Source organism: Streptomyces sp. NPDC013455 (genome assembly GCF_040632975.1).
Classification (GTDB): domain Bacteria; phylum Actinomycetota; class Actinomycetes; order Streptomycetales; family Streptomycetaceae; genus Streptomyces.
On sequence record NZ_JBEYCX010000006.1, the window covers coordinates 272,347 to 298,245 of the forward strand.

Annotated in this window: 15 protein-coding genes; 9 read left to right on the forward strand and 6 right to left on the reverse strand. The window is 73.5% G+C overall.

The window, feature by feature from the left end; genetic code table 11:
* Positions 1-5 precede the first annotated feature (5 nt).
* Positions 6-2,387 carry a phosphoketolase family protein gene (locus ABZ576_RS13395; RefSeq protein WP_360739516.1) on the reverse strand — a complete coding sequence of 794 codons (2,382 nt, stop codon included), beginning with the start codon at positions 2,385-2,387 and terminating at the stop codon, positions 6-8.
* 228 nt (positions 2,388-2,615) lie between these two features.
* Positions 2,616-3,644, reverse strand: coding sequence for an alcohol dehydrogenase catalytic domain-containing protein (locus tag ABZ576_RS13400; RefSeq protein WP_360739602.1), 1,029 nt, complete (start codon positions 3,642-3,644; stop codon positions 2,616-2,618).
* Positions 3,645-3,802: 158 nt separating this feature from the next.
* On the opposite strand from ABZ576_RS13400, the gene ABZ576_RS13405 reads away from it, so the two are divergent.
* From ABZ576_RS13405 to ABZ576_RS13430, 6 genes are all read left to right on the forward strand, one after another.
* Positions 3,803-4,723, forward strand: a complete 921-nt coding sequence (locus ABZ576_RS13405; protein ID WP_360739517.1) for a pyridoxamine 5'-phosphate oxidase family protein — start codon at positions 3,803-3,805, stop codon at positions 4,721-4,723.
* Positions 4,724-5,101: 378 nt separating this feature from the next.
* Positions 5,102-5,971, forward strand: a complete 870-nt coding sequence (locus ABZ576_RS13410; protein ID WP_360739519.1) for a cyclase family protein — start codon at positions 5,102-5,104, stop codon at positions 5,969-5,971.
* Positions 5,972-6,096: 125 nt separating this feature from the next.
* Positions 6,097-8,910 (forward strand): SpoIIE family protein phosphatase, encoded by a 2,814-nt coding sequence (locus ABZ576_RS13415; protein ID WP_360739520.1) that lies wholly within the window; start codon positions 6,097-6,099, stop codon positions 8,908-8,910.
* 117 nt (positions 8,911-9,027) lie between these two features.
* Positions 9,028-10,566: a sugar ABC transporter ATP-binding protein gene (locus tag ABZ576_RS13420; protein ID WP_360739522.1), complete on the forward strand. Its 1,539-nt coding sequence runs from the start codon at positions 9,028-9,030 to the stop codon at positions 10,564-10,566.
* Positions 10,563-11,639 carry an ABC transporter permease gene (locus ABZ576_RS13425; RefSeq protein ID WP_360739524.1) on the forward strand — a complete coding sequence of 359 codons (1,077 nt, stop codon included), beginning with the start codon at positions 10,563-10,565 and terminating at the stop codon, positions 11,637-11,639. The genes ABZ576_RS13420 and ABZ576_RS13425 overlap by 4 nt, the downstream gene beginning before the upstream one ends.
* Before the next feature lie 119 nt (positions 11,640-11,758).
* On the forward strand, positions 11,759-12,859 hold the full coding sequence (locus ABZ576_RS13430) for a substrate-binding domain-containing protein (protein ID WP_360739603.1): 1,101 nt from the start codon (positions 11,759-11,761) through the stop codon (positions 12,857-12,859).
* A gap of 105 nt (positions 12,860-12,964) precedes the next feature.
* Here the strand turns inward: ABZ576_RS13430 and ABZ576_RS13435 are convergent, their stop codons facing one another.
* Complete coding sequence (locus ABZ576_RS13435; RefSeq protein WP_360739525.1) at positions 12,965-14,539, reverse strand: MFS transporter; 1,575 nt, start codon at positions 14,537-14,539, stop codon at positions 12,965-12,967.
* 508 nt (positions 14,540-15,047) lie between these two features.
* On the opposite strand from ABZ576_RS13435, the gene ABZ576_RS13440 reads away from it, so the two are divergent.
* Positions 15,048-15,890 carry a hypothetical protein gene (locus tag ABZ576_RS13440; RefSeq protein ID WP_360739526.1) on the forward strand — a complete coding sequence of 281 codons (843 nt, stop codon included), beginning with the start codon at positions 15,048-15,050 and terminating at the stop codon, positions 15,888-15,890.
* A 274-nt stretch (positions 15,891-16,164) separates the two neighbouring features.
* On the forward strand, positions 16,165-17,349 hold the full coding sequence (gene manA, locus ABZ576_RS13445) for a mannose-6-phosphate isomerase, class I (RefSeq protein WP_360739528.1): 1,185 nt from the start codon (positions 16,165-16,167) through the stop codon (positions 17,347-17,349).
* An 11-nt stretch (positions 17,350-17,360) separates the two neighbouring features.
* Here manA and ABZ576_RS13450 read toward each other — a convergent pair whose 3' ends face one another.
* Complete coding sequence (locus tag ABZ576_RS13450; RefSeq protein ID WP_360739530.1) at positions 17,361-20,369, reverse strand: carbohydrate binding domain-containing protein; 3,009 nt, start codon at positions 20,367-20,369, stop codon at positions 17,361-17,363.
* Positions 20,370-20,964: 595 nt separating this feature from the next.
* On the opposite strand from ABZ576_RS13450, the gene ABZ576_RS13455 reads away from it, so the two are divergent.
* Positions 20,965-22,299, forward strand: a complete 1,335-nt coding sequence (locus tag ABZ576_RS13455) for a cellulase family glycosylhydrolase (protein WP_360739532.1) — start codon at positions 20,965-20,967, stop codon at positions 22,297-22,299.
* Between the two features lie 94 nt (positions 22,300-22,393).
* Here ABZ576_RS13455 and ABZ576_RS13460 read toward each other — a convergent pair whose 3' ends face one another.
* Together ABZ576_RS13460 and ABZ576_RS13465 are read right to left on the reverse strand one after the other, a co-directional pair.
* Entirely contained in the window at positions 22,394-23,431 is a 1,038-nt protein-coding gene (locus ABZ576_RS13460; protein WP_360739533.1) for a LacI family DNA-binding transcriptional regulator, read from the reverse strand.
* Positions 23,428-25,851: a glycoside hydrolase family 2 protein gene (locus ABZ576_RS13465; RefSeq protein WP_360739534.1), complete on the reverse strand. Its 2,424-nt coding sequence runs from the start codon at positions 25,849-25,851 to the stop codon at positions 23,428-23,430. The genes ABZ576_RS13460 and ABZ576_RS13465 overlap by 4 nt, the downstream gene beginning before the upstream one ends.
* Positions 25,852-25,899 lie beyond the last annotated feature (48 nt).

The window sequence follows — 25,899 nt, forward strand, 5'->3', positions numbered from 1 at the left end:
GGCGCTCAGCTGTGCCAGCTCCACTCGGCGACTTCCGGCAGGTCGGTGCCGTGTTCGCGGATCCACGCCCGGTGCCGGGTGCGGGCGTCGGCCATGGTCTGGCGTACGGCGGCGGCGCGTACCGCGAGGCCGGGTACGCGGTCGATGACGTCCATGACCAGCCGGTACCGGTCGAGGTCGTTGCGTACCACCATGTCGAACGGGGTGGTCGTGGTGCCCGACTCCTTGTACCCGCGCACGTGCAGGTTCCCGTGGCCGGTGCGGCGGTAGGCGAGGCGGTGGATGAGCCACGGGTAGCCGTGGTAGGCGAAGATCACCGGCTTGTCGGTGGTGAACAGGCCGTCGTACTCGAAGTCGGTCATGCCGTGCGGGTGGTCCTCGCGCGGCAGCAGCCGCGTCATGTCGACGACGTTGACCACCCGCACCGCCAGGCCGGGCAGGTGCCGGCGCAGCAACTGGGCCGCGGCCAGGACCTCCTGGGTCGGCACGTCCCCGGCGCAGGCGAGCACCACGTCGGGTTCCGTCCCGTTTTCGGTGCCGGCCCACTCCCAGATGCCGGCTCCGCGGGCGCAGTGCACGCGCGCCTCGTCCAGCGAGAGCCAGTCGAAGCAGGGCTGTTTGCCCGCGACGATCACGTTGACGTGGTCGCGGCTGCGCAGGACGTGATCGGCCACCGTCAGGAGGGTGTTGGCGTCCGGCGGGAGGTAGACCCGCACCACCGCCGGGCTCTTGTTCAGGACGTGGTCGACGAAGCCGGGGTCCTGGTGGGAGAAGCCGTTGTGGTCCTGGCGCCACACGTGCGAGGTCAGCAGGTAGTTGAGGGAGGCGACGGGTGCCCGCCAGGCCAGCTCGCGCGAGGTCTTCAGCCACTTGATGTGCTGGTTGACCATCGAGTCGACGATGTGTACGAACGCCTCGTAGCAGGAGAACAGGCCGTGCCGGCCGGTCAGCAGGTAGCCCTCCAGCCAGCCCTGGCAGAGGTGTTCGGACAGGATCTCCATCACGCGGCCGTGCCGGTCCAGGTGTTCGTCGACAGGAAGCAGCCCCGCCTGCCATGCCTTGCCGCTGGCATCGAAGACGGCCTGGAGCCGGTTGGAGGCCGTCTCGTCCGGGCCGACGAGCCGGAAGTCCCGGCGCGGTCCGGTGTCCCGCATCACCCGGGCGAGGAGGTCGCCCAGGACCCGGGTGGGTTCGTGCAGGGTCGTACCCGGCTTGTCGACGGGTACGGCGATGCCGTCGAGGGCGGGGACGGGCAGGTCCCGCAGGAGCAGGCCGCCGTTGGCGTGAGGGGTGGCGCCGAGCCGGGCGGTGCCGTCGGGGACGCAGGCCAGGACGTCGGCGACCGGCCGCCCGTCGGCGTCGAACAGTTCCCCGGGCCGGTACGAGCGCAGCCAGCGCTCCAGCTGCTCCAGGTGCGCCGGGTTCTCCCGCACGGTGGCGAGCGGCACCTGGTGCGCGCGCCAGGTGCCCTCGACCGGTACCCCGTCGACCTCGGCGGGCCCCGTCCAGCCCTTCGGCGTGCGCAGCACGACGACCGGCCACCGCGCCCGCTCGCCGGCCCCCTCCCGGCGCGCCGCGCGCTGGATCAGCGCGATGCGGTCCAGCGCGTCGTCGAAGGCCGCGGCCAGCGCCCGGTGCACCGCGGCCGGATCGTCGCCGGTGACGTACAGCGGTTCGTGGCCGTATCCCCGCAGCAGCTCGTCCAGCTCGGACTCGGGGAGCCGGGAGAGCACGGTCGGATTGGCGATCTTGTAGCCGTTGAGGTGCAGGATCGGCAGCACGGCACCGTCGTGCACCGGGTCGAGGAACTTGTTGGAGTGCCAGGAGGCGGCCAGCGGGCCGGTCTCCGCCTCGCCGTCGCCGATCACGCACGCGACCAGCAGGTCCGGGTTGTCGAAAGCGGCGCCGTAGGCGTGGGCCAGCGAGTAGCCGAGTTCCCCGCCCTCGTGGATCGAGCCCGGAGTCTCGGGGGCGACGTGACTGGGCACGCCGCCGGGGAAGGAGAACTGCCGGAACAGCCGGGCCATGCCGGTGGCGTCCCGTGGCACGTCGGGGTAGGTCTCGCTGTAGCTGCCCTCCAGCCAGGAGCCCGCGAGGACGGCCGGTCCCCCGTGACCGGGGCCCCACACGCACATCGCGTTCAGTCCGCGGGCCTTGATCACGCGGTTCAGGTGGGTGTACACGAGGTTGAGTCCCGGCGAGGTCCCCCAGTGGCCCAGCAGCCGCGGCTTGATGTGCTCCGGCCGCAGCGGCTCGGTCAGGAGCGGGTTGTCCATGAGGTAGATCTGTCCCGCGGACAGGTAGTCGGCGGCGCGCCAGTGCGCGTCCAGCGTGCGGAGTTCCTCGTCGGTGAGCGCGGTGCGGTCCTGGTGGACGGCAGGGGACATGAGCACCTCGGATCCGTTGTCCTTCGTCGGCCGTTTCGCGTGCGTTGTCGGCGGTCCTGCGTGCATTGTCGGAGAAGTCCGGTACGGCAGCCATCGGGCGGGCCGCGCCGTCCCGTCGCCGCACCCCTCCAGTGCACCGCGCCCGGCCCGGCGGCGCCTGGGGCCGAACGGCCCCCGCGCCGGGGCCCTGAGGTCCCTTCCGGCCGCAGGCCGCCACGCGGCCGCCGGTCAGCCGCGGTGCAGCACGACCTTGAGGGCGCCGGTGTCGGTGCCGTGCGCGAACACCTCGTAGGCGTCCGCCATGCGATCCAGACCGAGGGTGTGCGTGACCAACTGGGCGACGGGGAGGCGGCCGGACCTCACGAGCTCCAGCAGCCAGGGGGTGGAGGACGTGTCGACCTGGCCCGTGCTGATCGTGACGTTCTTGCGCCACAGGGACTCCAGGTGCAGCGTCGCCGGCCTGCCGTGCGTGCCGACGTTGGCGATGTGCCCTCCCGTGCGGACGGCGCGCGTGCACAGTACGAAGCCCTCCGGATCGCCCGACGCCTCGACGACCACGTCGGCGCCCGGCCCCTCGGCCAGGTCGGCGATCATCTTCCCCGGCGACTGGGCGGCGTCCGCCCCCACCCGGGCCGCGGTGTCCAGCCGGGCCCCGGCCAGGTCCACGACGATGATCCTGCGCGGCGAGTAGAGCCGTGCGACGAGCACCGTGGCCAGGCCGACGGGGCCGGCGCCCACCACGACGACGGTGTGTCCCGGGCCGACCCGTCCGTTGCGGACGCCGACCTCGTAGGCGGTCGGGAGGAGTTCGGCGAGCAGCACCGCGTCGTCGAGCGGGAGGCCGGTGGGGCGCAGGGTGGTGGAGTGGTCGGCGAACGGCACGCGCACCCATTCGGCCTGGGTGCCGTGGACCAGGTTGCCCAGGATCCAGCCGCCGCCCCCGTGGCACTGTCCGTACCGGCCGTCGCGGCACTCACCGCACTCACCGCAGGCCGAGACGGACGACACGATCACCTGGTCCCCGGGGCGGCGGCGGTGGACCTGCCCTCCGGTCTCCACGACCTCGCCGACGGCCTCGTGACCGAGCACCGTCCCCGGTTCCACCTCGGGGAAGTCGCCGCGCCGTATGTGCAGGTCGGTGCCGCAGACGGTGGTGGCGTCCACCCGCACGACGGCGTCGGTCGGCTCCTCGATCACCGGGTCGGGGACGGTGTCCCAGGAGGTGTGCGCCGGGCCGTGGTAGACGAGCGCTCGCACCGTGATCACCTCCTGGCTCCCCCACCTCGCGGGTGCGTCGGGACCGCCGCGCGGGGGCGGGGACGCCCGCCCCCGCGGTCCCGGGACTCGCCCCGTGCGGCGCCGGGGCCCGCGTGGCAGGTTGGATACAGCACCATTCTGAGGAGAGGGCGGCGATCATGCGAGCTCACCTCGGCGACCAACTCGTCATCGAGAGCCCGGCGACCGGAGCCGCCAGGCGCGACGGCGAGATCGTCGGACTCCACCACGACGACGGAACACCCCCCTACGACGTGCGCTGGTCGGACACGGACGAGGTGACACTCGTGTTCCCCGGGCCCGACGCCCACATCCGCCACCTCGATCACGAGGAGCCCGTGGCAGCGCCCCGGCCGGAGCCGGATCCGGACGAGGGCGCGCCGGGCTCCACGGCGCCCCGGCCGGCGGGGGTGAACGATCCGGGCGACATCGGCCGGCGCGTGGCCGCCGAACGCGCGCGGCGCGGACTCAGCCGGGAGGAAACGGCCGGCCGGGCCCGGATGTCGCCCGATTACCTGGCCTACCTGGAGGAGCGGCCGGCCGACCCGTCCCTGGCGACCCTCATCAGACTGGCGGACGCGCTGGGCACCACGGTCGCCGCACTGCGGGGCGGCGGCGTCGATTCCCCGCCGGGCCAGGGACACGCGCTGCCGCATCCCCGGCTCCTGGACCTCGGCCCGGACGAGTGCCGCACCCTGCTCTCCACGCACGGCGTGGGCCGCGTCGCCGTGTCGGCGCCCGACGGCAGCCCGGCGGTGGTCCCGGTCAACTACGAGGTCGACGGGGACGCCATCGTCTTCCGGACCGCGCCCGACTCCTTGCCCGCGGCGGCGGCGGACACGGAGGTCGCCTTCGAGGTGGACCACGTGGACGAGGCCATGAGCCGGGGCTGGAGCGTGCTGGCCGTCGGTCCGGCGAGTGTGGTGACGGACCCCGAGACCGTGCGCCGGCTCACCCAGCGCGCGCACACGACGCCGTGGGCGGGCGGGGAGCGCGAGATGTGGGTGTCGATCCGGCCCACGAGCCTGACGGGCCGGCGGATCACCCCGGCCGATCGGTGACCGGGCGAGCCGGCGCCCCCACACACACGGTGAGTACAGATGACGTCGGAGTCCCCCGGACATCCCGGTCCCGCCGAATCCACCGGTCACACCCACGCCACCGGTCACACCCGCGCCACCGGTCCCGACGCAGCCACCGGTCCCGACCCAGCCACCGGTCCGGGTGAAGCCACCGGCCCCGCCGGCGCCACCGGTCCCGGTGAAACCAGCGGCCCCGCTAGCGCCACCGGCCCCGGTGAAACCACCGGTCCCGCCGAAGATCCCGGTGGCCGCGATGCGCACACCACCGCCGGACGCCCCGGTCCCGATCGCGAAGCGGTCGGGGCCGGCGACGGGCCCGCCGTCTCCCGCCGGGAGTTCGACGCTCTGTTCGAGGTGGTGCGCACCTGGGGACGCTGGACCCCGGCCGACCGCGGCGCCTGGAACCGGGTGACCGCGGACCACGTACGGCGGGCCGCGGGGGCAGTGCGGTCCGGGCAGGTCGTCCCGCTGGCGCTGCCCTGGAACACCCGGCCCGGCCCCGACAACCGCAGGCCCGCCCTGCACCACATGACCGACCTCGGGAACGTTGAGGGGCCGGAGCCCTCCACCCACAAGGACTTCATCGCCGCCGACTACCACGGCAAAGGCGTCACGCATCTCGACGCCCTGTGCCACATCGCCTACCGGGGACGGCTCTACGACGGCCGGACGGCCGGCGACGTCGTCGGTGCCGCGGGCGCCCGCTTCGGCGCGGTCTCGGCGCTCGGGCCCCTCGTCACGAGGGGTGTCCTGCTCGACCTCCCCGCCGTCCTCGGGGTCCGCTGGCTGGAGCCGGGCCACGCGGTGCACGCGGCGGACATCACCGCCGCGGAGCGGGCGCTGGGCGTGACGATCGGCGAGGGCGACGCGGTGCTCCTGCGGTCCGGGCAGGTCCGTCGCCGCACGGAGCTCGGCGCCTGGGACCCCGACACGGGGAGCGCGGGCTTCCACGTGGACGCCGTACCGCTGCTGGCCGAGCGTGGCGCCGTCCTGCTGGGCGGCGACGGCGACAGCGACGTACGGCCCTCGCCCGTGGCCGGCGTGCACTCGCCGGTCCATGCCCTGGCCATCGCCGCGATGGGGGTGCCGCTGCTGGACAACCTCGACCTGGAAGCCCTCTCCGCCGCCGCGGCGGCGGCCGGACGGTACGCGTTCCTGCTGGTCGTGGCGCCACTGAACGTGCCGGGCGGGACGGGTTCGCCGGTCAACCCGGTGGCGGTGCTGTGACGACCGGGACGAGGGGTTCCGGTGCGTGAGCGGGAACGTTCGTCGTGACCCTTTCCCCTGATATCCGTATTCTCGTCTATGTCAGATTGTTTCCGGAAAGCTGACTGTCGCGAGCGAGGCGGAGCGTGGTTCGGTTCGGCGGGGCACCGACGCCCACGGGGCGTCCGACGGGCGGCGAGGAGCCCGTCCGCTCGCGTGAGCGCTTCCTGGAGGGCGGACCGGTCGACGCGGGGGTGCGCACGCCCATCTCCGGTTCGTGGCAGCGCTGCCGGTCCCTGGGGCTCTCGCCCGACCGGTCCGACCTCCCCTTCCGGGCCGATTACGACAGGGAGGCACGGATCGTCCGCGCCGCCGTGCCGGTGCTCGACCGGCTGCAGCAGAGGTTCGCCGGCAGCCGGATGAACATCTGCGTCGCCGACGCGAGCGGGACCGTCCTCCTGCGCCGCTTCGGGGAGACGTCCATGGCCAGGAGCCTCCCGGCGATCCAGCGGGTGCCGGGGTTCGTCTTCGCCGAGCAGTTCGCGGGGACCAACGGCATCGGTCTCGCGCTGGTGGAGCGGCAGCTCATACGGGTCTACGGTGCGGAGCACTTCGCCGAGCGCGCCCAGTCGAGCGCGTGCCGTGCGATCCCGGTCCGCGACCCGCTCAGCGGTGGCGTCGAGGGCGTGCTGTGCTTCGGCTATCCCCGCGACTTCGACGACCCCGCGCTGGCCACCGTGATACGCCAGGCGGCGCGGGCCATCGAACGGCGGCTGCTGGGGCAGAGTTCCGCCCGGGAGCGCGCGCTGCTGCGGTCGTACCTGGAGACCGACGCCGAAGCCGCCGTCGGCCGTCACCACAGCATCGGCCTGGACGAGCTGGCCCCCGCGCTGAGCCCCCGCGACCGTGCGGTCCTCCTGGAGAAGGCCACCGAGCTGATCTCCCGCGCGCAGCGGGCCGCGGTCCCGGTCCTGCTGCCCGACGGCCGGTGCGTGACACTGCTGAGCCGTCCGATGACGAGCGCCACCGGGGTGGAGGGCCTGGCCATCGAGGCCGTCCTGCCCGGCCCCGCACCGCGCGAACCCCTCCTCGGCAGCCGGCGGATCCACACGCCGCCGGGCCTGAACACCGGGTTCGCCGCCGCCCGCGCCACACCGCCGCCGGGGGCCGCCGGCCCCACCCCGTCCGGCCGCCTCGGCGCGGGTGCCGCACACGCCGGACCGGACGGCCGTCAGGACGCCTCCGCGCCCGCGTCCAGGAGGCTGCTGCTCGTGGGGGAGCCGGAGGTGGCACGGCACGCGCTCGCCGCACGACGCCGCCTGGAGCTGCTGTCCGAGGCCAGCACGCGCATCGGCACCACCCTGGACGTGTGCCGCACCGCCCGGGAACTGGCGGAGACGGCGGTGCCCCGGCTTGCCGACTACGTCACGATCGACCTGCCCGAGGCGGTATTGCGCGGCGAGGAGCCCGCCGGCCCGCACGGCGACCTGTGCCGTGCGGTGGTCCACGGCGTCCGCGACGACTGCCCCTTCCACCCGGTCGGCAAGCAGGTCGACTACGGCCCGGCCACGCCGCAGCTGCGCGCCCTGACCGGCGGGGAAGCGGTGCTGGAACCCGATCTGCACGTCGCCGCCGGCTGGCTGGCGCACGACCCCGAGCACACCGGGCAGCTGCTGACCCACGTCCACTCCCTCATCGCGGTCCCGCTGGTGGCCCGCGGAGTGGTGCTGGGCGTCGCCGCCTTCTACCGCGGCCGGGACCCCGCCCCCTTCGACGACGACGACCGCTCGCTGGCCCAGGAACTCGCCTCCCGCGCCGCCCTGTCCATCGACAACGCCCGGCGCTACACCCGCGAACGCACCATGGTCCTGGCCCTCCAGCGCAGCCTGCTCCCGCACGGGCTGCCCGACCAGGACGCCGTCGACGTCGCCCACCGCTATCTGCCCGCCGAGGCCGACGTGGGCGGGGACTGGTACGACGTCATCCCCCTCTCCGGCGCCCGTATCGGCCTCATGGTCGGGGACGTCGTCGGCCACGGCATGCTCTCTGCCGCCACCATGGGCCGGCTGCGCACCGCCGCACGCAGCTTCGCCGAACTCGACTTCCCGCCGGAGGAGGTCCTCACCCACCTCGACAACCTCGTGGCCCGCCTGGACCGGGAGGACTCCCCCGCCGAGGACGCCGACATCATCGGCGCGAGCTGCCTGTACGCCATCTACGACCCGACCACGCAGCGGTGCACCATGGCCCGCGCCGGCCATCCTCCCCCCGCGCTGGTCCGCCCCGACGGCACGGTGTCCTTCCCGCAGCTGCCCGCCGGGCCCCCGCTGGGCCTCGGAGGGCTGCCCTTCGAGGCGGTCGAGACCGAGCTCCCCGAGGGCAGCCAGCTGGTCCTCTACACCGACGGGCTCATCGAGGACCGGCACCGCGACGTCGACCGGGTCCTCGACCAGCTGCGCGAGGCCCTGGCCCACCCGGAGCGCACGCCCGACGAGACCTGCCAGGTGGTCCTCGACACCGTGGCGCCCGCCCACCCCCAGGACGACATCGCCCTGCTCGTCGCCCGCACCCGCGCCCTGGACCCCGACCGCATCGCCGTCTGGGACCTGGAACCCGACCCGGCCCGCGTCGCCGAGGTCCGCGCCGGCGCCCTGCGCCGGCTGGCCGACTGGGGACTGGACGACGCCGCGTTCGCCGCGGAACTGATGCTCAGCGAACTGGTCACCAACGCCATCCGGCACGGCTCCGGACCGGTCCGCGTCCGGCTGCTGTACGACCGCAGCCTGATCTGCGAGGTCTCCGACACCAGCAACACCGCCCCGCACCTGCGCCGGGCGGCCAGCACCGACGAGGGCGGCCGGGGCCTGTTCCTCGTCGCCCAGCTGGCCCGCAGCTGGGGGGCGCGCTACCTGCCCCAGGGCAAGGTCATCTGGGCCGAATGCGGCCTCGACGGCGCCTGAGACCGGCGGCGACGACCCGTCGGTGACACCGGATGCACGAAATGCCGTATATGTCATCGCTCGTCCCATTAGGATCGGGGACGACAGTCGGGGAGGACCGCCAGGCGACCTTCGGAGATGTCCGTGCACGACGCTCCCGACGCTCCCGACAGCTTCGCCGAACCACTGGTCCGCATCCGCGGGCTCACCAAGCGGTTCGGCGGGACCCTCGCGCTCGACGGGGTCGACCTGGACGTCCACGCGGGCCGCGTCCTCGCCCTCCTCGGCCCCAACGGAGCCGGGAAGTCCACCCTCATCAAGGTGCTCGCCGGCGTCCACCGCGCCGACGCCGGACAGGTCACGGTGGCCGGGCACCCGCTCGGGAGCCAGGGCGCCTCCCGCGCCATGTCCTTCATCCACCAGGACCTCGGCCTCGTGGACTGGATGACGGTCGCCGAGAACATCGCCCTGGGCATCGGCTACCGGCGCCGCGCCGGGCTGATCTCCTGGCGCCGCACCCGGGAGCGCTGCGCAAAGGCCCTGACGACGGTCGCCGGACACCTCGACCCGGCGGCGCCGGCCGCCCGCCTCTCCCCCGCCGAGCGCTCGCTGGTCGCCATCGCCCGGGCCCTGGCCGAGGGGGCGCGACTCGTCGTCCTGGACGAGCCGACCGCGCGCCTGCCCGCCGCGGACCGCGCCGCGCTCTTCCGCGCCCTGCACGCCCTGCGCGACCAGGGGCACGGCCTGCTGTACGTCAGCCACCGCCTGGACGAGGTGTACGAGGTCGCCGACGCCTTCGCCGTGCTGCGCGACGGCCGCCTCGTCAGCCACGGCGCCCTGGCGGGCCACAGCCCCGCCCGTCTGGTGCGGGACATCGTCGGCGGGGAACCGGCCCCGCACCGTCCCGCCGCGGCGCCAGCCGCCGGTCCGGCCGTCCTGACCCTGGACGGCGTACGGACCGCCGGCGCCGGACCGGTCGGCCTGGAGCTCGGGGCCGGGGAGGCCCTCGGGCTGGTGGGCCTCTCGGGCGCCGGGCACGCGCAGCTGGGCCGGGCCCTCGCCGGCGCCGGGCCCCTCCTCGCCGGCCGCGTCCTGCTCGGCGGCCGGCCGTACCGCCCCCGCACGGTCGCCGACGCCGTCCGCCTGGGTGTCGGCTTCGTGCCCGGCGACCGGCAGCGGGAGGGCTGCGCCGCCGAGCTGACCGTACGGGAGAACCTTCTGGCCAACCCGCGTGCCGGTGGCCTGCCGGCGCTGCGCTGGATCAGCCCCCGCCGCGAGCGCGCCGAGGCCGCCGGCCTGATGGAACGGTTCGCGGTGCGCCCCCGCGACACCGAGGCGCCGATCGGCACCCTGTCCGGCGGCAACCAGCAGAAGGTCATGATCGGCCGGTGGCTCCGGGCCGGCCTGCGCCTGCTGATCCTGGAGGAGCCCACCGCGAGCGTGGACGTCGGGGCCAAGGCGGCCGTCCACCGCCTGCTCGACGAGGCCCTCGCAGCCGGCCTCGCGGTACTGCTCGTCTCCGCGGACTTCGAGGAGGTCGCGGACGTGTGCCGGCGTGCCCTGGTGTTCGTCCGGGGCTCCGTGACGGCCGAGCTGAGCGGCCCGGGCCTCACGGTCGCCGGGCTGACCCGGGCGGCCTCGGCCCTGCCCCCCGCCGGAACCGCGGCGCGCTCATGACCGCCCCGCCGCCCTCCCCCACGACCCGGCGGCACCGCCGGCGACCCGCCGGGCACCTCCTCGGCGCCTACGGCCTGCCGGCCCTGACCGCGCTGCTCTTCCTCGTCTTCTCCCTCCTCCTGCCGCGGACGTTCCCCACGCCGGACACGGTCCGGTCGCTGCTGTCCAGCCAGTCGATCCCGGCCGTCCTCGCGCTCGCCGCGACGATCCCGATCGTCACCGGCGCGTTCGACCTCTCCCTCGGCTACGGCCTCGGCCTGGCGCACGTCATGGTGATGCAGCTCATCGTCGGCGAGCACTGGCCCTGGCCATGGGCCTGTCTGGTGGTGGTCGCCGGAGGGGTGGCCGTGGGCGTCCTGAACGGTCTCGTGGTGGTGTTCGGCCGGATCGACTCGTTCATCGCCACCCTCGGGACCGGCAGCATGATGTACGCCGTCACCGGCTGGGTCACCGGCGGCGGCCGGATCGTCCCCGGCCCCGAGGGTCTGCCCGCCGCCTTCACCGATCTCTACGACTCCCGGCTGCTCGGCGTTCCGCTGCCCGCGTTCTACGTGCTCGCCCTCGCGGCCGTCTGCTGGCTGACGCTGGAGCGGCTGCCGCTCGGCCGGTGTCTCCACGTCATCGGCTCGAACCCGCGCGCCGCCGACCTCCTCGGCATCCCGACCCGCAGGTACACCGTCTACGCGTTCACCGCCTCGGGCCTGATCGTCGCCTGCGCCGGTGTGCTGCTCGCGGCCCAGCAGCGGATCGGCAACCCAAGCGTCGGCCTCGACTACCTGCTGCCCGCCTTCGTCGGCGCCCTCCTCGGCTCCACCGCGATCACTCCCGGCCGGCCCAACGCCCTGGGCACGCTGGTCGCCGTCGCCGTACTCGCCGTCGGCCTCACCGGCATCGGCCAGCTGGGCGCCGACTTCTGGACGATTCCCCTGTTCCACGGCGGCACCCTGCTGCTCGCCGTCGGCCTGGCCGGCTACTCCGCCCGCCGCCTGCGCACCGGGGCCGACGCGCCCGCCCCGCCGCCGGAACCGCCGTCCGCGGAGCCGGACGCCGGCAGGATGGGCGGCACCCGATGACGCGCCGCCCGGGCCGCCCGCGTACCCGGTCCCACACCCCTTGGCGAGGAGCCGGCGTGCGCCGCGACGGCGGGGGCCCGCCGGGAGGGGGCACGGCCCGGACGGTGTGTCTGGCCCTGCTGCTGACGACGGCCGCCCTCACGGGCTGCGAACGCGGCTCGTCGCAGGGGCCCGGGGAGTCCAGCACGGGCCCGAGCGGCTGCCCCGCGGTCCAGGCGGAGGCCGAGGCCGCCGTGGCCCGGGCGGAGAGGACCGACGTCCCCTGGAACGGACCGGCCGACGGCCCCCGGGCGGTGCCCGGCAAGACCCTCGTCTACGTCGCGCAGACCATGACCAACCCCGGAGTGGCGGGCGTCGCACAGGGGGTGCGGGAGGCCGCCCGGGTCATCGGCTGGGACGTCCGGGTGATCGACGGCGGAGGCACCCCCGCCGGTATCCAGGCGGCGCTGAGCGAGGCCGTGGCCCTTGCGCCCTCGGGCATCGTCATCGGCGGTTTCGATCCCGGCTCGACCGCGCAGCAGGTCGCGCGGGCCACCGCGGCGCGCATCCCGCTGATCGGCTGGCACGCGGTCGCCTCGCCCGGCCCGAGCGCGCGGCCGAGGCTCTACACCAACGTCACCACCGACGTCGACGACGTCGCCGCGGTCAGCGCGCAGTGGGTCATCGCCCGCTCCCGCGGCAACGCCGGGGTCGTCGTCTTCACCGACGCCTCGATCCCCTTCGCCCGGCACAAGTCCGACCTGATCAGGAAGGGGCTGGCCGCCTGTGCGGGGGTGCGGCTGCTGGCGTACGAGAACATCCCGATCCCGGACGCGAGCACCCGCACCCCGAGGGAGGTCTCCTTCCTCCTCTCCCGCCTCGGGAGCCGGTGGACCCATTCCGTCGCGATCAACGACCTGTACTTCGCCGACGCAGCCCCCGCCTTCCGCGCGGCCGGGAAGAAGGGTTCGGGCCCGCCCTTCAACATCGGCGCCGGTGACGGCGACCCGTCCGCCTTCCAGCGCGTCAACAGCGGCCAGTACCAGGCGGCCACCGTCCCCGAGCCGCTGTCCCTCCAGGGCTGGCAGATCACCGACGAGTTCAACCGCGCCTTCTCCGGCCGTCCCCCCAGCGGCTACGTCGCACCGGTCCACGTCTCCACGGCGGACAACAGCGCGGGAGCCGGCTCCTGGAACCCCTCCGGGTACCGGGAGGCGTACCGGAGGATCTGGGGCAGGTGAGGGGGCAGGTGAGGGGGCGTGACGCCCGCGCACCGCGCGCGTCGCCGTCCCTCACGGCCGTCACTGCCGCTCACCCGCCGGCAGCGACGGCCGGCACCCGGTGGCCTACCGCGCCGCGCCCGGTTCGTGCGCCGGACGGGCCGGCGAATCGGGCGCCGTGGACCGCCGGGGGCTGGGGCGGTGCGCCGGGAACCAGCGCCAGGCAGCCGCCGCGGCCCCCGCGGTGGCCACGGCCGCCACGAGCGCGGCCCGGGTCAGGCCCGAGACGAAGGCGTCCTCCGCCAGCCGCCGCAGTGCCGCGCCGTCGGCCGCGGGGAGACGGGCCGCGAGTCCCGCCGCCGCCACGATGCTGTCGCCGGCCGCGGCGACCACCCGGGCGGGGACCGACGGTCCGGCCAGGGCCTCACGGATCCGGTCGGTGTAGACGGTCGACAGCAGCGACCCCTGAACGGCGACCCCGAGGGCGGAACCGACCTGACGGGAGGCGTCGTTGACCGCGGAGCCGAGCCCGGCCCGTTCCGCTTCGACGGCACCCATGACCGCTTCGGTGCCCGCCGAGGCCGTCATGCCCGCGCCCAGGCCGGCGACCGTCTGCACGACCAGCAGGTGCCCGTAGCCGGAGCCGGTGTCCGTGCCGGCCAGCACCACCAGGCTCGCGGTGACCACGACGAGCCCGGTGACGACGGTGCCCCGCTCGCCCCACCGGACGATGAGCGGCTGGGCGGCGAAGGCCCCCACCGCCAGCGCCGCGGGCAGGGGCACGGTGCGGATCCCGGCCTGCCAGGGGGTGCAGTCCAGGACACCTTGCAGATAGAGCGTCATGACGAACAGGGCCCCGAAGAGGGCGAACGACATCAGGGCCAGGGCGGCAGCCCCCACCGCGACACGCGGATCGCGCAGGACCGCCGGGGGCAGCAACGGCTCGGCGCACCGGTGCTGCTGCCGCACCCAGGCCGCCAGCAGCGCCCCGGCGAGGGCGAACGCCGACAGGACCACCGGGCTGTCCCAGCCACGGGTCGGGCCCTCGATGACCGCCCAGACGAGGGCGAGCAGACCCGCGGCCGACAGGAGCGCACCGCGCAGGTCGAGGCGTTCGCGCACGTGGTCACGCGATTCCGGTACGAGGCACAGGGTGAGGACGGCGAGCACGAGGGCCAGCGGGATGTTGAGCCAGAAGACCGACCGCCAGGAGGACTGTTCGACGAACCACCCGCCGACGACCGGCCCCGTCAGTCCGCCCGCGCCCGCGACGGCGGTCCACAGGGCGATGGCGCGCCGCCGCTCCTCCGCGGCGGTGAACAGGTTGCGAATGATGGAGAGGGTGGCGGGCATCATCAGCGACGCACCGGCCCCCATGCAGAAGCGGGAGACGATGACGTGCCACGGCGCGTGGCCGAGCGCGCCGGCGGCGGAGGCCGCCGCGCACAGCAGCAGTCCGGTGACGAAGGACAGCCGGCGCCCGACCCGGTCGGTGAGCGTCCCCACCGCCAGGACGGTCCCTCCCAGCACCAGCGCGTACCCGTCGACGATCCAGTGCAACTGGGCGGCCGACGGCTGGAGGTCGGCCTCGAGGTCGGGGATGGCCACGTTGAGGACCGTGAGGTCCAGTCCGAGGAGGTAGAGGCCGCCGCACACCACGGCCGTGGCCGCCCAGCGCCGTCCTGACGGGTCGTGGGCCACGGGTCTCACGAGAGCCCCGCGCGGGCTTGCGCAGCAGTGGGCAATGGGGTCGTGCCTCCCTCGGTGGTCGTCCTGCGCGTCGTGGCCGTGTGCCGTGGCTCCCCGGCCCGCCGGCCAGGCTGCTCCGTGCGGCGTGCCCGCCGGCCGCGGCCCGTCACCCGGACGGCACCCGCCCGGCCGCGCCCTGCCGCCCCCACCCAACAAAACGGCGGGTGCGACCGGGGCGACCGGCCCCGCGAGCCGCTGGATGATCACTCGGTCAGCGGGGGTACGGGGGCGCGGGGGCGGGCCCTGTCCCCGGCGCGCGGAGACCTCGGACGGTGCCGTCCGGCACGGCCGCGGCCGGCTCCGTGCCCGTGGCGGCGCATGCGGGGGGGGGACGCCCCGCGCGGCCGGCGTCCGCGGAGGCCGAAAGCCGCCCGGTCCCCGGTACGGCTGACGGATCCGGCACGCGAGGCGCGTCATGATGGGGGCAGGCAGGGATGCGGGCTGCGAGGAGGAGTACGGCATGGGCGGACCCGGCTGTGACGGTACCGAGGGCGCGGCGGGCGGCAAGTCACGGTTCGACGACGTCTACGGCGCACCGGATCCCCGCGCCTACTTCAGGGAGCTGGCACCGCTGGAGTACGAGATCCCGCACCACGCCCAGCCGGTCTTCCGGCGGGCCGCCGCCGAACGCGCCGCCGCCGAGGACGCCCGCGCCCACCGGCCGGCGGTGCTGGACCTGTGCTGCTCCTACGGGATCAACGCGGCGCTGCTCAACCATGACGTGACGCTGGCCGAGATGTACGAGCGGTACACGTCCCCGGAGACGCGGGCCATGTCGACGGCGGAGCTGAGCGCGTCGGACAGGGCCTTCTACGCCTCGCGGCGCCGGCCGGACGCGGTGCCGGTGTACGGCCTGGACGTCTCCGTCCCCGCCGTGCACTACGCGCTCGAGGCGGGCCTGCTGGACGCCGCGTTCTCCGACGACCTGGAGCAGGGCTCGCCCGGACCCGCCCTGCGCCGCGCGCTCGCCGAGGTCGGGCTCATCACGCTGACGGGCGGCGGCAGTTACATCACCGCCCGGACGTTCGCGGCACTTCTCGACGGCGCCCGCAGACCGGTCTGGGTCAGCGCGTTCGTGCTGCGGACGGTGTCGTACCAGCCGATCGCCCGGACCCTGGCCGACCACGGTCTGCACACCACCGTCGACGTCACCCGCCCCTACCCGCAGCGCCTCTTCACCGACGAGCGCGAACGGCGCTACGCGGTCGCGGCGGTCCGGGCGCTGGGCGGTGACCCCGCGGGGTACGAGGAGGACGGCCGTTTCCACAGCCTGTACTACGAGTCCCGGCCCGACGAACCGTGACGGCCCGGCCCGACGAACCGTGACGGCCCGGCCCGACGAACCGTGACGGCCCGGCCCGACGAACCGTGACGGCCCGGCACGCGGACGACGGCCGCGGGGGCGCCCGCCCCAAGACGACGAGTCGGGTGGGCGACGGCGGCTCGGGGAACCGGACCCGATGGCGCCCACCACCGACTAGACAACGTTGTCAGAAGCAGGCACACTCCCGCTGACGACGGAGCCGCTCGCCTCAGCGCCACCGCGGCCCACCCCTCGAGAACAGGAAGCGCACCCCGTGGACCGCCTCACCAACCCCGTCCGCCCCTATCCCTGGGGCTCGACCACCGCGCTGCCCGCCCTCATGGGCGTCAGCCCGGACGGTTCGCCGCAGGCCGAGCTGTGGATGGGCGCGCACCCCTCCGCTCCGTCACGCGTGCGGCGCGGTGGGCGGCTGCTGGGGCTCGACGAGGTGATCGAGGCCGATCCGCGGGGCGAGCTGGGCGACGCGGCCGTGCGCCGCTTCGGGCCGCGGCTGCCCTTCCTCGTGAAACTGCTGGCGGCCGATGCCCCGTTGTCCTTGCAGGTGCATCCGGACGCGGCCCAGGCGGCCGCCGGATACGCGCACGAGAACGCCGAGGGCATCCCGCTCGACGCACCGCACCGCACCTACCGGGACGCGCAGCACAAACCGGAGATGATCGTCGCGCTCACCCCGTTCGAGGGCCTGTGCGGGTTCCGTCCACCGCGCGAGTGCGCCGATCTGCTGGACGCCCTGCGGGTGAACCGGCTCGCCCCGTACGCGGCGAGGCTCCGCTCGGCCCCCGAGGAGGACGCGCTGCGGGAGGTCTTCTCCGCTTTCCTCCGCCTCGGCCCGGACCTGGCGGCCCTGGTCGGCGACGCGCTGGCGTCGGCGGCCCGGCGGCCCGGACCGTTCCGGGAGACCTTCGCGGTGTACGACCTGATAGCCCGGGCGCACCCGGGTGACCCCGGCGCGGTGGCCGCCCTGATGGTCCGGCACGTCCGGCTCGCCCCCGGCGAGGGACTGTTCCTCGGCGCCGGCGTACCGCACGCGTACCTGGCGGGGCTGGGTGTGGAGGTGATGGCCGCTTCGGACAACGTCCTGCGCTGCGGCCTGACCGACAAGCACGTGGACGTACCGGAACTGTTGCGCGTCGTCCGCTTCGACGCCCTCCCGGCACAGGTGGTGCGTCCGGCGGGCGGAGGGGACGTCGAGGAGGTGTACGCCGCGCCCGTCGACGACTTCCGGCTGTCCCGTCTCGTGCTGGGCGGGAGCGAGAAGGCACACACCCTGCCAGGCGCCCGGCCCCAGATCCTGGTGTGCACCCGGGGTTCGGCCCGGCTCACCGTCCCCGGGGACGAGGTCGTCCTCCCGCCGGGCGCCTCCGCCTATGTGCCGGCCGGTGAAGAGGTCGCCGTCTCGGGTACGGGAACGGTCTTCCGGACCACCACGGCCGTATGACGGACAAGCGGTTACTTGAGGTAGGGGCCTGCTGCGCCGATCTTGCCCGGTGCGGCGTTCTTGCCGCCGAGGTCGAGCACGTAGACGCGCAGGTTGCCCTTGCCCGGTGCCGCGACGTTCAGCTTGCCGTCGGTGACCACCTGGGTGTCCCCGGTGACGGCGTCCCGGTAAGTGCCGTTGGGGATGCCGCTGTAGGTGGCGGCACCGGTGACGGTCACGAGGGCGAAGCTGTCCGTGCCGGAGGCGGCATCGGTGTAGCGGCGCTTGTAGGCCATGCCGCCGGTGATGCCCTCGGTGGAGTACTGGCCCATCTGGAGGGCGGGGACGGCCCGGCGAATCGCGTTGAGTCGCTGGACGTGCTTGACCAGAGGCTGCTGGAGCGTGGTGGCGACCGCTCCGGAGGCCGAGGAGACCTGGGAGAAGTCGGAGGCCGTGACGGAGCCGGCGACATGGTCACCGAAGTAGGCGCGGCCGGTGGTCGCCAGCGGGCAGGACGGCCCGCAGTCGATCTTCTTGCCCTTCTGGAACTCGATCTCGGAGCCGTAGTAGAGCGTCGGAATGCCGCGGAAGGTCCACATCAGGGACATGTTCTCGGCCCAGGCGTCGGTGCCGCCCGCATACCGCTCGCCGGACTTGTTGGGACCGTAGTCGTGGCTGTCGACGTAGACGACGTTGTAGGTGGCGTCGTTGGTCGCGTCGTCGGAGTCCTTGCCGTTGTTGAAGGCGTTGGTGGCGTCCCCGAAGTTCATGTGCATGCGCATGTCGATGATGTTCATGCCGGAGAACCTGCTGTGGTCGGGGGCGTGGTAGGCGTTGCCGTCGAGGAAGGCGTTGGTGGAGGTGGGCTGGGCGGCGGGTCCGGCCTGGTTCTCGAAGTCGTACATCTCCAGGGCGGCCTTGGCGTCGTCCGCGGAGTACTCCCTGCGCTCCTTCCAGGTGAAGAACTGGGCGGAGTGGTTGACCGAGCCTCGGTTCCACTTGTCGTTGACGAAGGCGCCCACCTCGCCGAAGACGAGGAAGTTCTTCGCGGCCTCCGCACCGAACTTCTGCATGACGCGCTGCTGGATCGCGGGGAGGAAGCGGCGGTTCCAGGTGGTGCGCGGGACGTGGACGGCGGTGTCGACGCGGAAGCCGTCGACCCCCATGTCGATGTACTTGTCGTAGGCGCCGATCAGGTAGTTCTGCACGGCCGCGGACTCGGTGTTGAAGTCGGCGAGGTCGTCGTGGAGCCAGCAGGAGCGGGAGTCCTCACCCTCCCAGTTCCCCAGCCAGCAGTTGTGGTAGTACTGCGCGGGGAACATGCCGGACGTGGGGCTGGGCCACTGGCAGTTGTAGATCCGGTAGCCCTCCGGGGAGGTGTACTGGGTGGGCTTGCCCCAGTTGACACACGTGTTGCCCGACGGCTCGGCGGTCGACCACAGGTCGCCGTTGTAGTACGACTTTCCGGACTTGGGCTCGACGGTCAGGCCGTCGTACTCGAAGCCCTCGTTCTTCTCGTCGTAGTACCAGCTCCACTGGGTGTCCCGTACGCCGTAGACGGTCGGGGTGAACAGGCCCTTGGCGCCCCAGCGTGAGGAGTGGTTGTAGACGACGTCCTGGTAGATCTTCATCCCCTTGGCGTGCGCCGCGTTGATGAGGTCCTGGTAGGACGCGCCCGCGGATTCGAGGCGGGCGTCGACCTTGTAGAAGTCGTAGCCGTGGTAGCCGTGGTAGTCGTAGTCCGAGCGGTTCAGGACCACCGGGGTGATCCAGACCGCGGACATGCCCAGGCCCTTGATGTAGTCGAGCTTCTGGATCAGGCCCTTGAAGTCGCCGCGGAACATCGGGTCGTTGTTGGCGGCGTTGCCCGACTTCACGTGCTGATTGCCGCCGCGGTTGTTGCTCGTGTCGCCGTCGTTGAAGCGGGCGGTCAGGACGAAGTAGACGGGGTCCTTGCGTGGGTCGGTGCCCAGCGGCTTGCCCGCGGGGGGCGTGGGCGGCCTGTCACCGGTGGTCGCCGTGGCCGCTGCGGAGGCCGCGGAGGTGTTCCCGGCCGCGTCCACGGCCTTGACGGTGTAGGTGTAGGCGGTCCCCGGCTCCAGGTTGGCGTCGGACAGGACGGTGGAGCCGACGTCGGTGATCTGGGTGCCCCGCGTGCCGCCGGTGCGGGTGACCTGGTACTTCGTCACTGCCTTGTTGTCGGTCGACGGCTCCCAGGTGAGCAGGATGGAAACGCCGTCGGCCTGGGCCGTCACCGCGGCGGGAACGCTGGGCGCTTGGGTGTCCGGCGGCTCGGCGGCACAGGGGTCCGTCGCGTCCTTGGTGACGATTCCGGCCTTCACCGTGCTGAGGCCGGCGGGGACGGTGTAGTCCTTGCCGTTGTTGTTGTCCCACACGCCGTTGCCGTTGTTGAACGCCGCCGTCAGGCTGGTGGCCGTCCCCAGGCTGACGGTCTTGCGGACCCAGCCGGTGCAGGCCGGTTCCATGCCGACGCCGGGGACCTGTGTCCACGAGCCGCCCGCGGGCCGGTAGTGCAGGTTGGTGGTGGTCCAGCCCACGGCCGTGGTCGAGTAGTAGACGGAGGCGGTGTTGCCCCCGGGGTCCGGGGCGGGGTCCGTCCCCGCACACGGATCGCTGTGGGCCACGACGCCGTCCTTGACGGTGATGGTGCCGGTGCCCAGGTCGTAGTTCTTGCCGGCGTTGTTGTCCCAGACGCCGGACCCGTTGTTGAAGGTCGCCTTGAGCCCGGACGCCGATCCGAGGTCGACGGTCTTCTTCACCCAGTCGGTGCAGGCCGGCTCCATCCGCACGCCCGGCACAGCGGTCCAGGCGCCGCCGTCCGGCGCGTAGTGCAGGTTGTACGCGGTCCAGTCACGGGTCTTGGTGTAATAGAAGACGGTGGCCGAGTTGGCCGTCGCCTCCGACGCTGCGGTCGCGGTGTCGGTCAGGGCGGGGGCCGTGGACAGCAGGCCCAGCACACCCGAGGCAGCGAGCGCTGCCGCCAGGGGTCTTCTCAGACGCCCGCGTGGGGGGCATTCCATTTGCGGCTCCATGAGACGTGCAGCGGCTTCCGCTGCGGTGAACGGGGCCGTACCGGCGCACGGGAAGTCGCACCGGTTCCGGCTCGGGTCGGCAGGGGGTGACGCGCGTGTACGGGGCTTGTGGCCCGCTCCGCCCACTGCATGGTCCGTCAGAAAGTTTCAGCAACAACTTGCGGGGCGTGAAGTTACTCGCTCGTGACGAGCACGTAAAGGGTTCACGAGGCCGCAACACCTCCGCCGTACCGACGAAGTCGCCGCTTGCTGTGGCAAGTTGCCTCACCGCTGGAGCACCACGACCGACCACCCCCGCCTCGTCCGCGTCACCCGATCAGTGGCCAGCCTGAAAGGGCTCACTGAACCGAGCTAAACTCAACCGGTTTTGTTCGAATGGTTGTCTCACTCCGAACCATCGCTCTAGCCTCTCTCCCAGTAGCCGATCGAAGGCATTTCACGCCGCCCATTTGCTGGCAGTCGTCAAAGGGCGGCCGTGCCGGGCGACTTGTCGTCCCGCTGCCCGGTGAGCCGCAGAACCGATGCCCGGGCAGCGGGCCCGAGGACCTGCTCGCGCATTTCCCCACACATCTTGGGAGCAGTGATGAGAAAGAGACTGGCCACCGCCGCGGGAGCGCTGCTGGCCCTGGCCGCGTCCGTGTTCGCCGCCCCGGCCTCCGCCCAGGCGCGGACGGAGGCCGCACCGGGCTTCCACATCGCCGACGGCCGGCTCGTGGACGCGAACGGCGAGGACTTCGTCCTGCGGGGCGTGAACCACGCCCACACCTGGTACCCCACCAGGACGGGCCAGGCGCTCAAGGACATCAAGGCACTGGGCGCCAACTCCGTGCGCGTGGTGCTCGCCACGGGCGACCGCTGGACCAGGAACGACACCGCCGACGTCGCCGCCGTGGTCGCGCAGTGCAAGCAGAACAGGCTGGTGTGCGTCCTGGAGGCGCACGACACCACCGGTTACGGCGAGCAGGCGGGAGCCGTCACGCTCTCCCGCGCCGTCGACTACTGGATCAGCGTCAAGGACGCGGTGCAGGGCCAGGAGAAGTACGTCGTCATCAACATCGGGAACGAGCCGCACGGCAACGCCGGGTACACGGCGTGGACCTCCGACACCTCCGGCGCCCTCGGCCGTATGAGGGCGGCCGGTTTCCGTCACACGCTCATGGTCGACGCCCCCAACTGGGGCCAGGACTGGTCCTTCACCATGCGGGACCACGCGGCGGAGGTATTCGCGGCGGATCCCGAGCGCAACACGCTGTTCTCGATCCACATGTACGGTGTGTTCAACACCGCGGACAAGGTGAAGAGTTACCTTGACCGGTTCACTTCCCAGCGCCTTCCCATCGTCGTCGGGGAATTCGGGGACATGCACTCGGACGGTGACCCGGACGAGGACGCCGTCATGGCGAGCGCGCAGCAGCTCGGGGTCGGCTACCTCGGCTGGTCCTGGAGCGGAAACGGCGGCGGCGTCGAGTACCTGGACATGGCCACCGGGTTCGACGCCTCCCGGCTCACCGCCTGGGGCCGGCGGATCTTCTCCGGAACCAACGGCATCCGGCAGACCGCGAAGGAAGCCGGCGTCTTCGCCGACGGCGGCACCTCCCCGGCCACCTGCGCGGTGGCCTACCGCCTCAGCGACTGGGGCACTTCCTTCAACGCCGACGTCACCATCCGCAACACCGGTACGACGGCGGTCAAGGGCTGGCAGCTCGTGTTCGACTTCCCCGGCGGGCAGAGGATCGGCTCGGTCTGGAACGCCAGGGCCGTCCAGCAGGGCAGCCGGGTGACGGCCGTCAACGAGTCCTGGACGGAGACGATCCCGGCCGGCGGCTCGGTGAGCTTCGGCTTCAACGGCTCCTCCACGGGGGGCAACGGTGTCCCCGCCGTCTTCACCCTCAACGGCGGCACCTGTGTGAAGGGCTGACGCCGGCACCCCGACAGGGCGAAGGGCCGCGTCCGGTGCGGACGCGGCCCTTCGCCGTACCGGCCGGCAGCACGGGTTCGCGGGCCCCGGCCTCCTACGCCCCCGCACCCGGCGCCGGTGCGGTGGAGCCGCGCGGGGTCAGCGACGGCGTCGGCGCCTGGTGGCCGCCGGTGTCCGCGCCGTTGACCACGTCGAAGAGCACGCGTGCCACCTCGGCACCGAAGTGGTGCACGTCGTGGCTCATGGCCGACATCGCCGGGTGGGTGATCCGGCACAGCTGGGAGTCGTCCCACGCCAGCAGCGACAGGTCGTCGGGGACGGTGAACCCCATCTCCGCGGCGACGCCCGCCCCCGCGACCGCCATGATGTCGTTGTCGTACACGATCGCGGTGGGCCGGTCGGCGGCGAGCAGCAGGCTGCGGGTGGCCCGGGCGCCCTCCTTCTCGTCGAAGCCCGTGGCGATCTGCCGGGCCTCCTCCAGGCCCAGGTCCCGGACGGTGTCGGCGAAGGCGCGGGCCCGGATGGCGCTGTGCCCCAGGTCGGCCGGGCCGCCGACGCGGGCGATGCGCCGGTGGCCGAGGGCGGCCAGATAGCGGACGGCCTCGGCGACCGCGGACGCGTCGTCCGTCCACACCGAGGGGAACGTGCCCGTGAGCGAGGGGTGGCCGACGGCGACCGCGGGCATGCCCAGGTCCCGCAGGGCGGGCACCCGGGGATCGTCCTGGCGGAAGTCCACCAGGATCGCGCCGGCGATCATCCGGCCGCGCCACCACTCCTTGTAGAGCGCGATCTCCTCGTCGAGGTCCCGCACCAGCCGCAGCAGCAGGGAGCAGGACCGCTCCGCCAGGACGCTCTCGATGCCGGAGATGAAGTCCATGTAGAACGGCTCCAGGCCGAGCAGCCGGGCGGGCCGGCACAGGGCCAGCCCGACGATGTCGACCCGCTGGCTGGACAGGCTGCGCGCGGTGGCGCTGGGAGCCCAGCCCAGCTCCCGGGCCACCGCGAAGATCCGCTCGCGGGTGGCCTCGGAGACGCCGGGCTTGTGGTTGAAGGCGAGTGAGACCGCTCCCTTGGACACCCCGGCCCGGGCCGCGACGTCCTTGATGGTGACGCGTTCGCCGGCCCCGGTCACACGCCGTCCACGCAGAAGAGGGCGGCTTCGACGGCGTCGGTGGTGAGGGGGCCGCAGCCGCGGACCCGGATGCGCGTGCGCTCGCCGGGCAGCAGGGTCTGCCGGCCGCTGTCGCAGACGGCGTCCGGGCCGAGCCGGTCGGGCTGCAGCAGGAGATCTCTGACGAGGGTACGGGCACTCACCACGACGTCGACTCTATCCCCCTGACCGGGCACGGGCTCCAGCGTGACGTCGTACCGGGGCCGGGGGTGGGCGAACGCCTTGTCGGGGACGGGGAAGTGCAGGGCCCGCAGCGCCTCCTCGTCCCCGGCCCCGCCCGCGCTCGCGTCGGCGACCAGGAACTCCTCGCCCGACCGCGCGTCCGGCACGAGCCGCCCGGGCACCGGCAGCCGGGCGACGGAGCGGGCCGGTGCGGTCACCTCGACCACGGCCTCGCCCGCCGTGGTGCCGTCGGCCCGGAGCAGCCGCAGCCGCACCGCCGTCCGCCAGGGTGTGCCGGACTGGTTGACCGCGGCCAGCACGAGGCCGTCGGCGTCCGGCTGGAGGGTGAGGAGCCGGTCCGCGTAGACGCGGCGCAGTTCGTGGTACAGGGGCTTGGGGCGGCCGTCACCGTCGATCGCCGACCAACTCGTCACCGGCCAGCAGTCGTTGAGCTGCCAGACCACCGTGCCGGCGCACACCGGCCAGTGTGCGCGCCAGTGCTCGACGCCGGCCGCCACCGCGCGGGCCTGCACGAGCTGGGTGAGGTAGTGCCAGCGGTCGAAGTCGTCCGCGGGGAGGGTGAAGTGGCGGGCCACGCCACGGTTGAGCTTGCCGTTGCCGTCCTCGGCCTTCTGGTGGTGGAGCATGCCCGGGGAGTCGGGGGCCAGGTCCTCGCCGGGCAGGGCGCGGCGCAGGGTGGCCAGCGCCGGCGGGGCCTGCCAGCCGAACTCCGCGACGAAGCGGGGCACGCTCGCCCGGTACTCGGCGTAGTCCTGGCGGTTCCACACCTCCCAGGAGTGGTGGGTGCCGTGCGCGGGGTCGTTGGGGTGGTGGTCCCAGGAGCCGGACCAGGGGCTGCCCGCGGTGTAGGGGCGGGTGGGATCGAGTTCGGCGACGATACGGGGCAGCAGTCCGAGGTAGTACCCCTCGCCCCAGGAGTCCCCGGCGAGCGGTCCCTCCCAGTCCCAGTCGCGAAAGCCCCACAGGTTCTCGTTGTTGCCGTTCCACAGCACGAGCGAGGGGTGCGGCATCAGCCGGACAACGTTGTCGCGGGCCTCGGCCTCGACCTCCCCGCGCAGGGGCTGCTCCTCCGGATAGGCGGAGCAGGCGAACAGGAAGTCCTGCCAGACCATGAGGCCGAGTTCGTCGCAGGCGTCGTAGAACGCCTCGTCCTCGTAGATCCCGCCGCCCCAGACCCGGACCAGGTCGACGTGGGCGCCGGCGGCCTGGGCGAGGCGGGTGCGGTAGCGCTCGGGGGTGATCCGGGAGGGGAAGGCGTCGTCGGGGATCCAGTTGACGCCGCGGGCGAAGACGCGTACGCCGTTGACTACCAGGGTGAAGCCGGTGCCGTGTTCGTCGGCGGAGCGGTCCAGTTCGACGGTGCGGAATCCGATCCGGCGCCGCCAGGTGTCGAGCGGGCCGCTGTCGTCGCCCAGGGTGAGGCGGAGGTCGTAGAGGGGCTGGTCGCCGTAGCCGCGCGGCCACCACAGGCGCACGTCGGGGACGTCGAGGCGCAGGACGGCCTCGTCCCCGGTGACGACGGCCCCGGCGCGCACGCCGGCCACCTCGGCCTCGGCGCGCAGGGCGCGTCCCCGCCCGCGCGCGGTCCGTTCCAGTTCGAGCCGCACCTCGACCCGGCCGGTGCCCCCGTCGACGGTGACCAGGGGCCGTACCCGGGCCAGACGCGCGGTGGACCAGTGCTCCAGCCGGACGGGGCGCCAGATGCCCGCGGTCACCAGCGTCGGCCCCCAGTCCCAGCCGAAGTTGCACGCCATCTTGCGGAGGTACTGGGAGGGCTCGGGGTAGACGTTGGGCCGCTCCCCCGTCACCGCGCGCACGGCCGCCGCCTCGTCGTAGGCGGAGGCGAAGCGGACCTCCAGTTCACCGGTGCGGCCCGTGACGTCGAACCGGTACGTGCGGTGCATGTTGCGGGTGGCGCCGAGGGGGCGGCCCGCGAGAAGGACGCGGGCGGCCGTGTCGAGGCCGTCGAAGACGAGATCGGTGCGCTCGTGCGCGGTGCGGTGGTCGAGGTGCCGGAGATAGGTCCAGGCGCGGCGGCCCACCCAGGCGACGTCCGTCTCGTTGCGGCCGAGGAAGGGGTCGGGGATGACCCCGGCCGCCATCAGATCGGTGTGGACGCAGCCCGGTACCCGGGCCTTGAGCAGTTCCTCCCCATGGCGCAGGCTCCACCCCTCGGTGAGCTGGGTGACGTCCTTCATGGTGCGGCTCCAATCGCCTGGTCCAGGCCGGTCGAGGGACAACGGCGG

What these genes read in the sequence shown, in the direction of transcription:
- ABZ576_RS13420 (WP_360739522.1), top strand. Translation starts at nt 9,028, where the DNA reads ATGTCCGTGCACGACGCTCCCGACGCTCCCGACAGCTTCGCCGAACCA.
- ABZ576_RS13455 (WP_360739532.1), top strand. Translation starts at nt 20,965, where the DNA reads ATGAGAAAGAGACTGGCCACCGCCGCGGGAGCGCTGCTGGCCCTGGCC.
- ABZ576_RS13440 (WP_360739526.1), top strand. Translation starts at nt 15,048, where the DNA reads ATGGGCGGACCCGGCTGTGACGGTACCGAGGGCGCGGCGGGCGGCAAG.
- ABZ576_RS13395 (WP_360739516.1), bottom strand. Translation starts at nt 2,387, where the DNA reads ATGTCCCCTGCCGTCCACCAGGACCGCACCGCGCTCACCGACGAGGAA.
- ABZ576_RS13425 (WP_360739524.1), top strand. Translation starts at nt 10,563, where the DNA reads ATGACCGCCCCGCCGCCCTCCCCCACGACCCGGCGGCACCGCCGGCGA.
- ABZ576_RS13450 (WP_360739530.1), bottom strand. Translation starts at nt 20,369, where the DNA reads ATGGAATGCCCCCCACGCGGGCGTCTGAGAAGACCCCTGGCGGCAGCG.
- ABZ576_RS13405 (WP_360739517.1), top strand. Translation starts at nt 3,803, where the DNA reads ATGCGAGCTCACCTCGGCGACCAACTCGTCATCGAGAGCCCGGCGACC.
- ABZ576_RS13465 (WP_360739534.1), bottom strand. Translation starts at nt 25,851, where the DNA reads ATGAAGGACGTCACCCAGCTCACCGAGGGGTGGAGCCTGCGCCATGGG.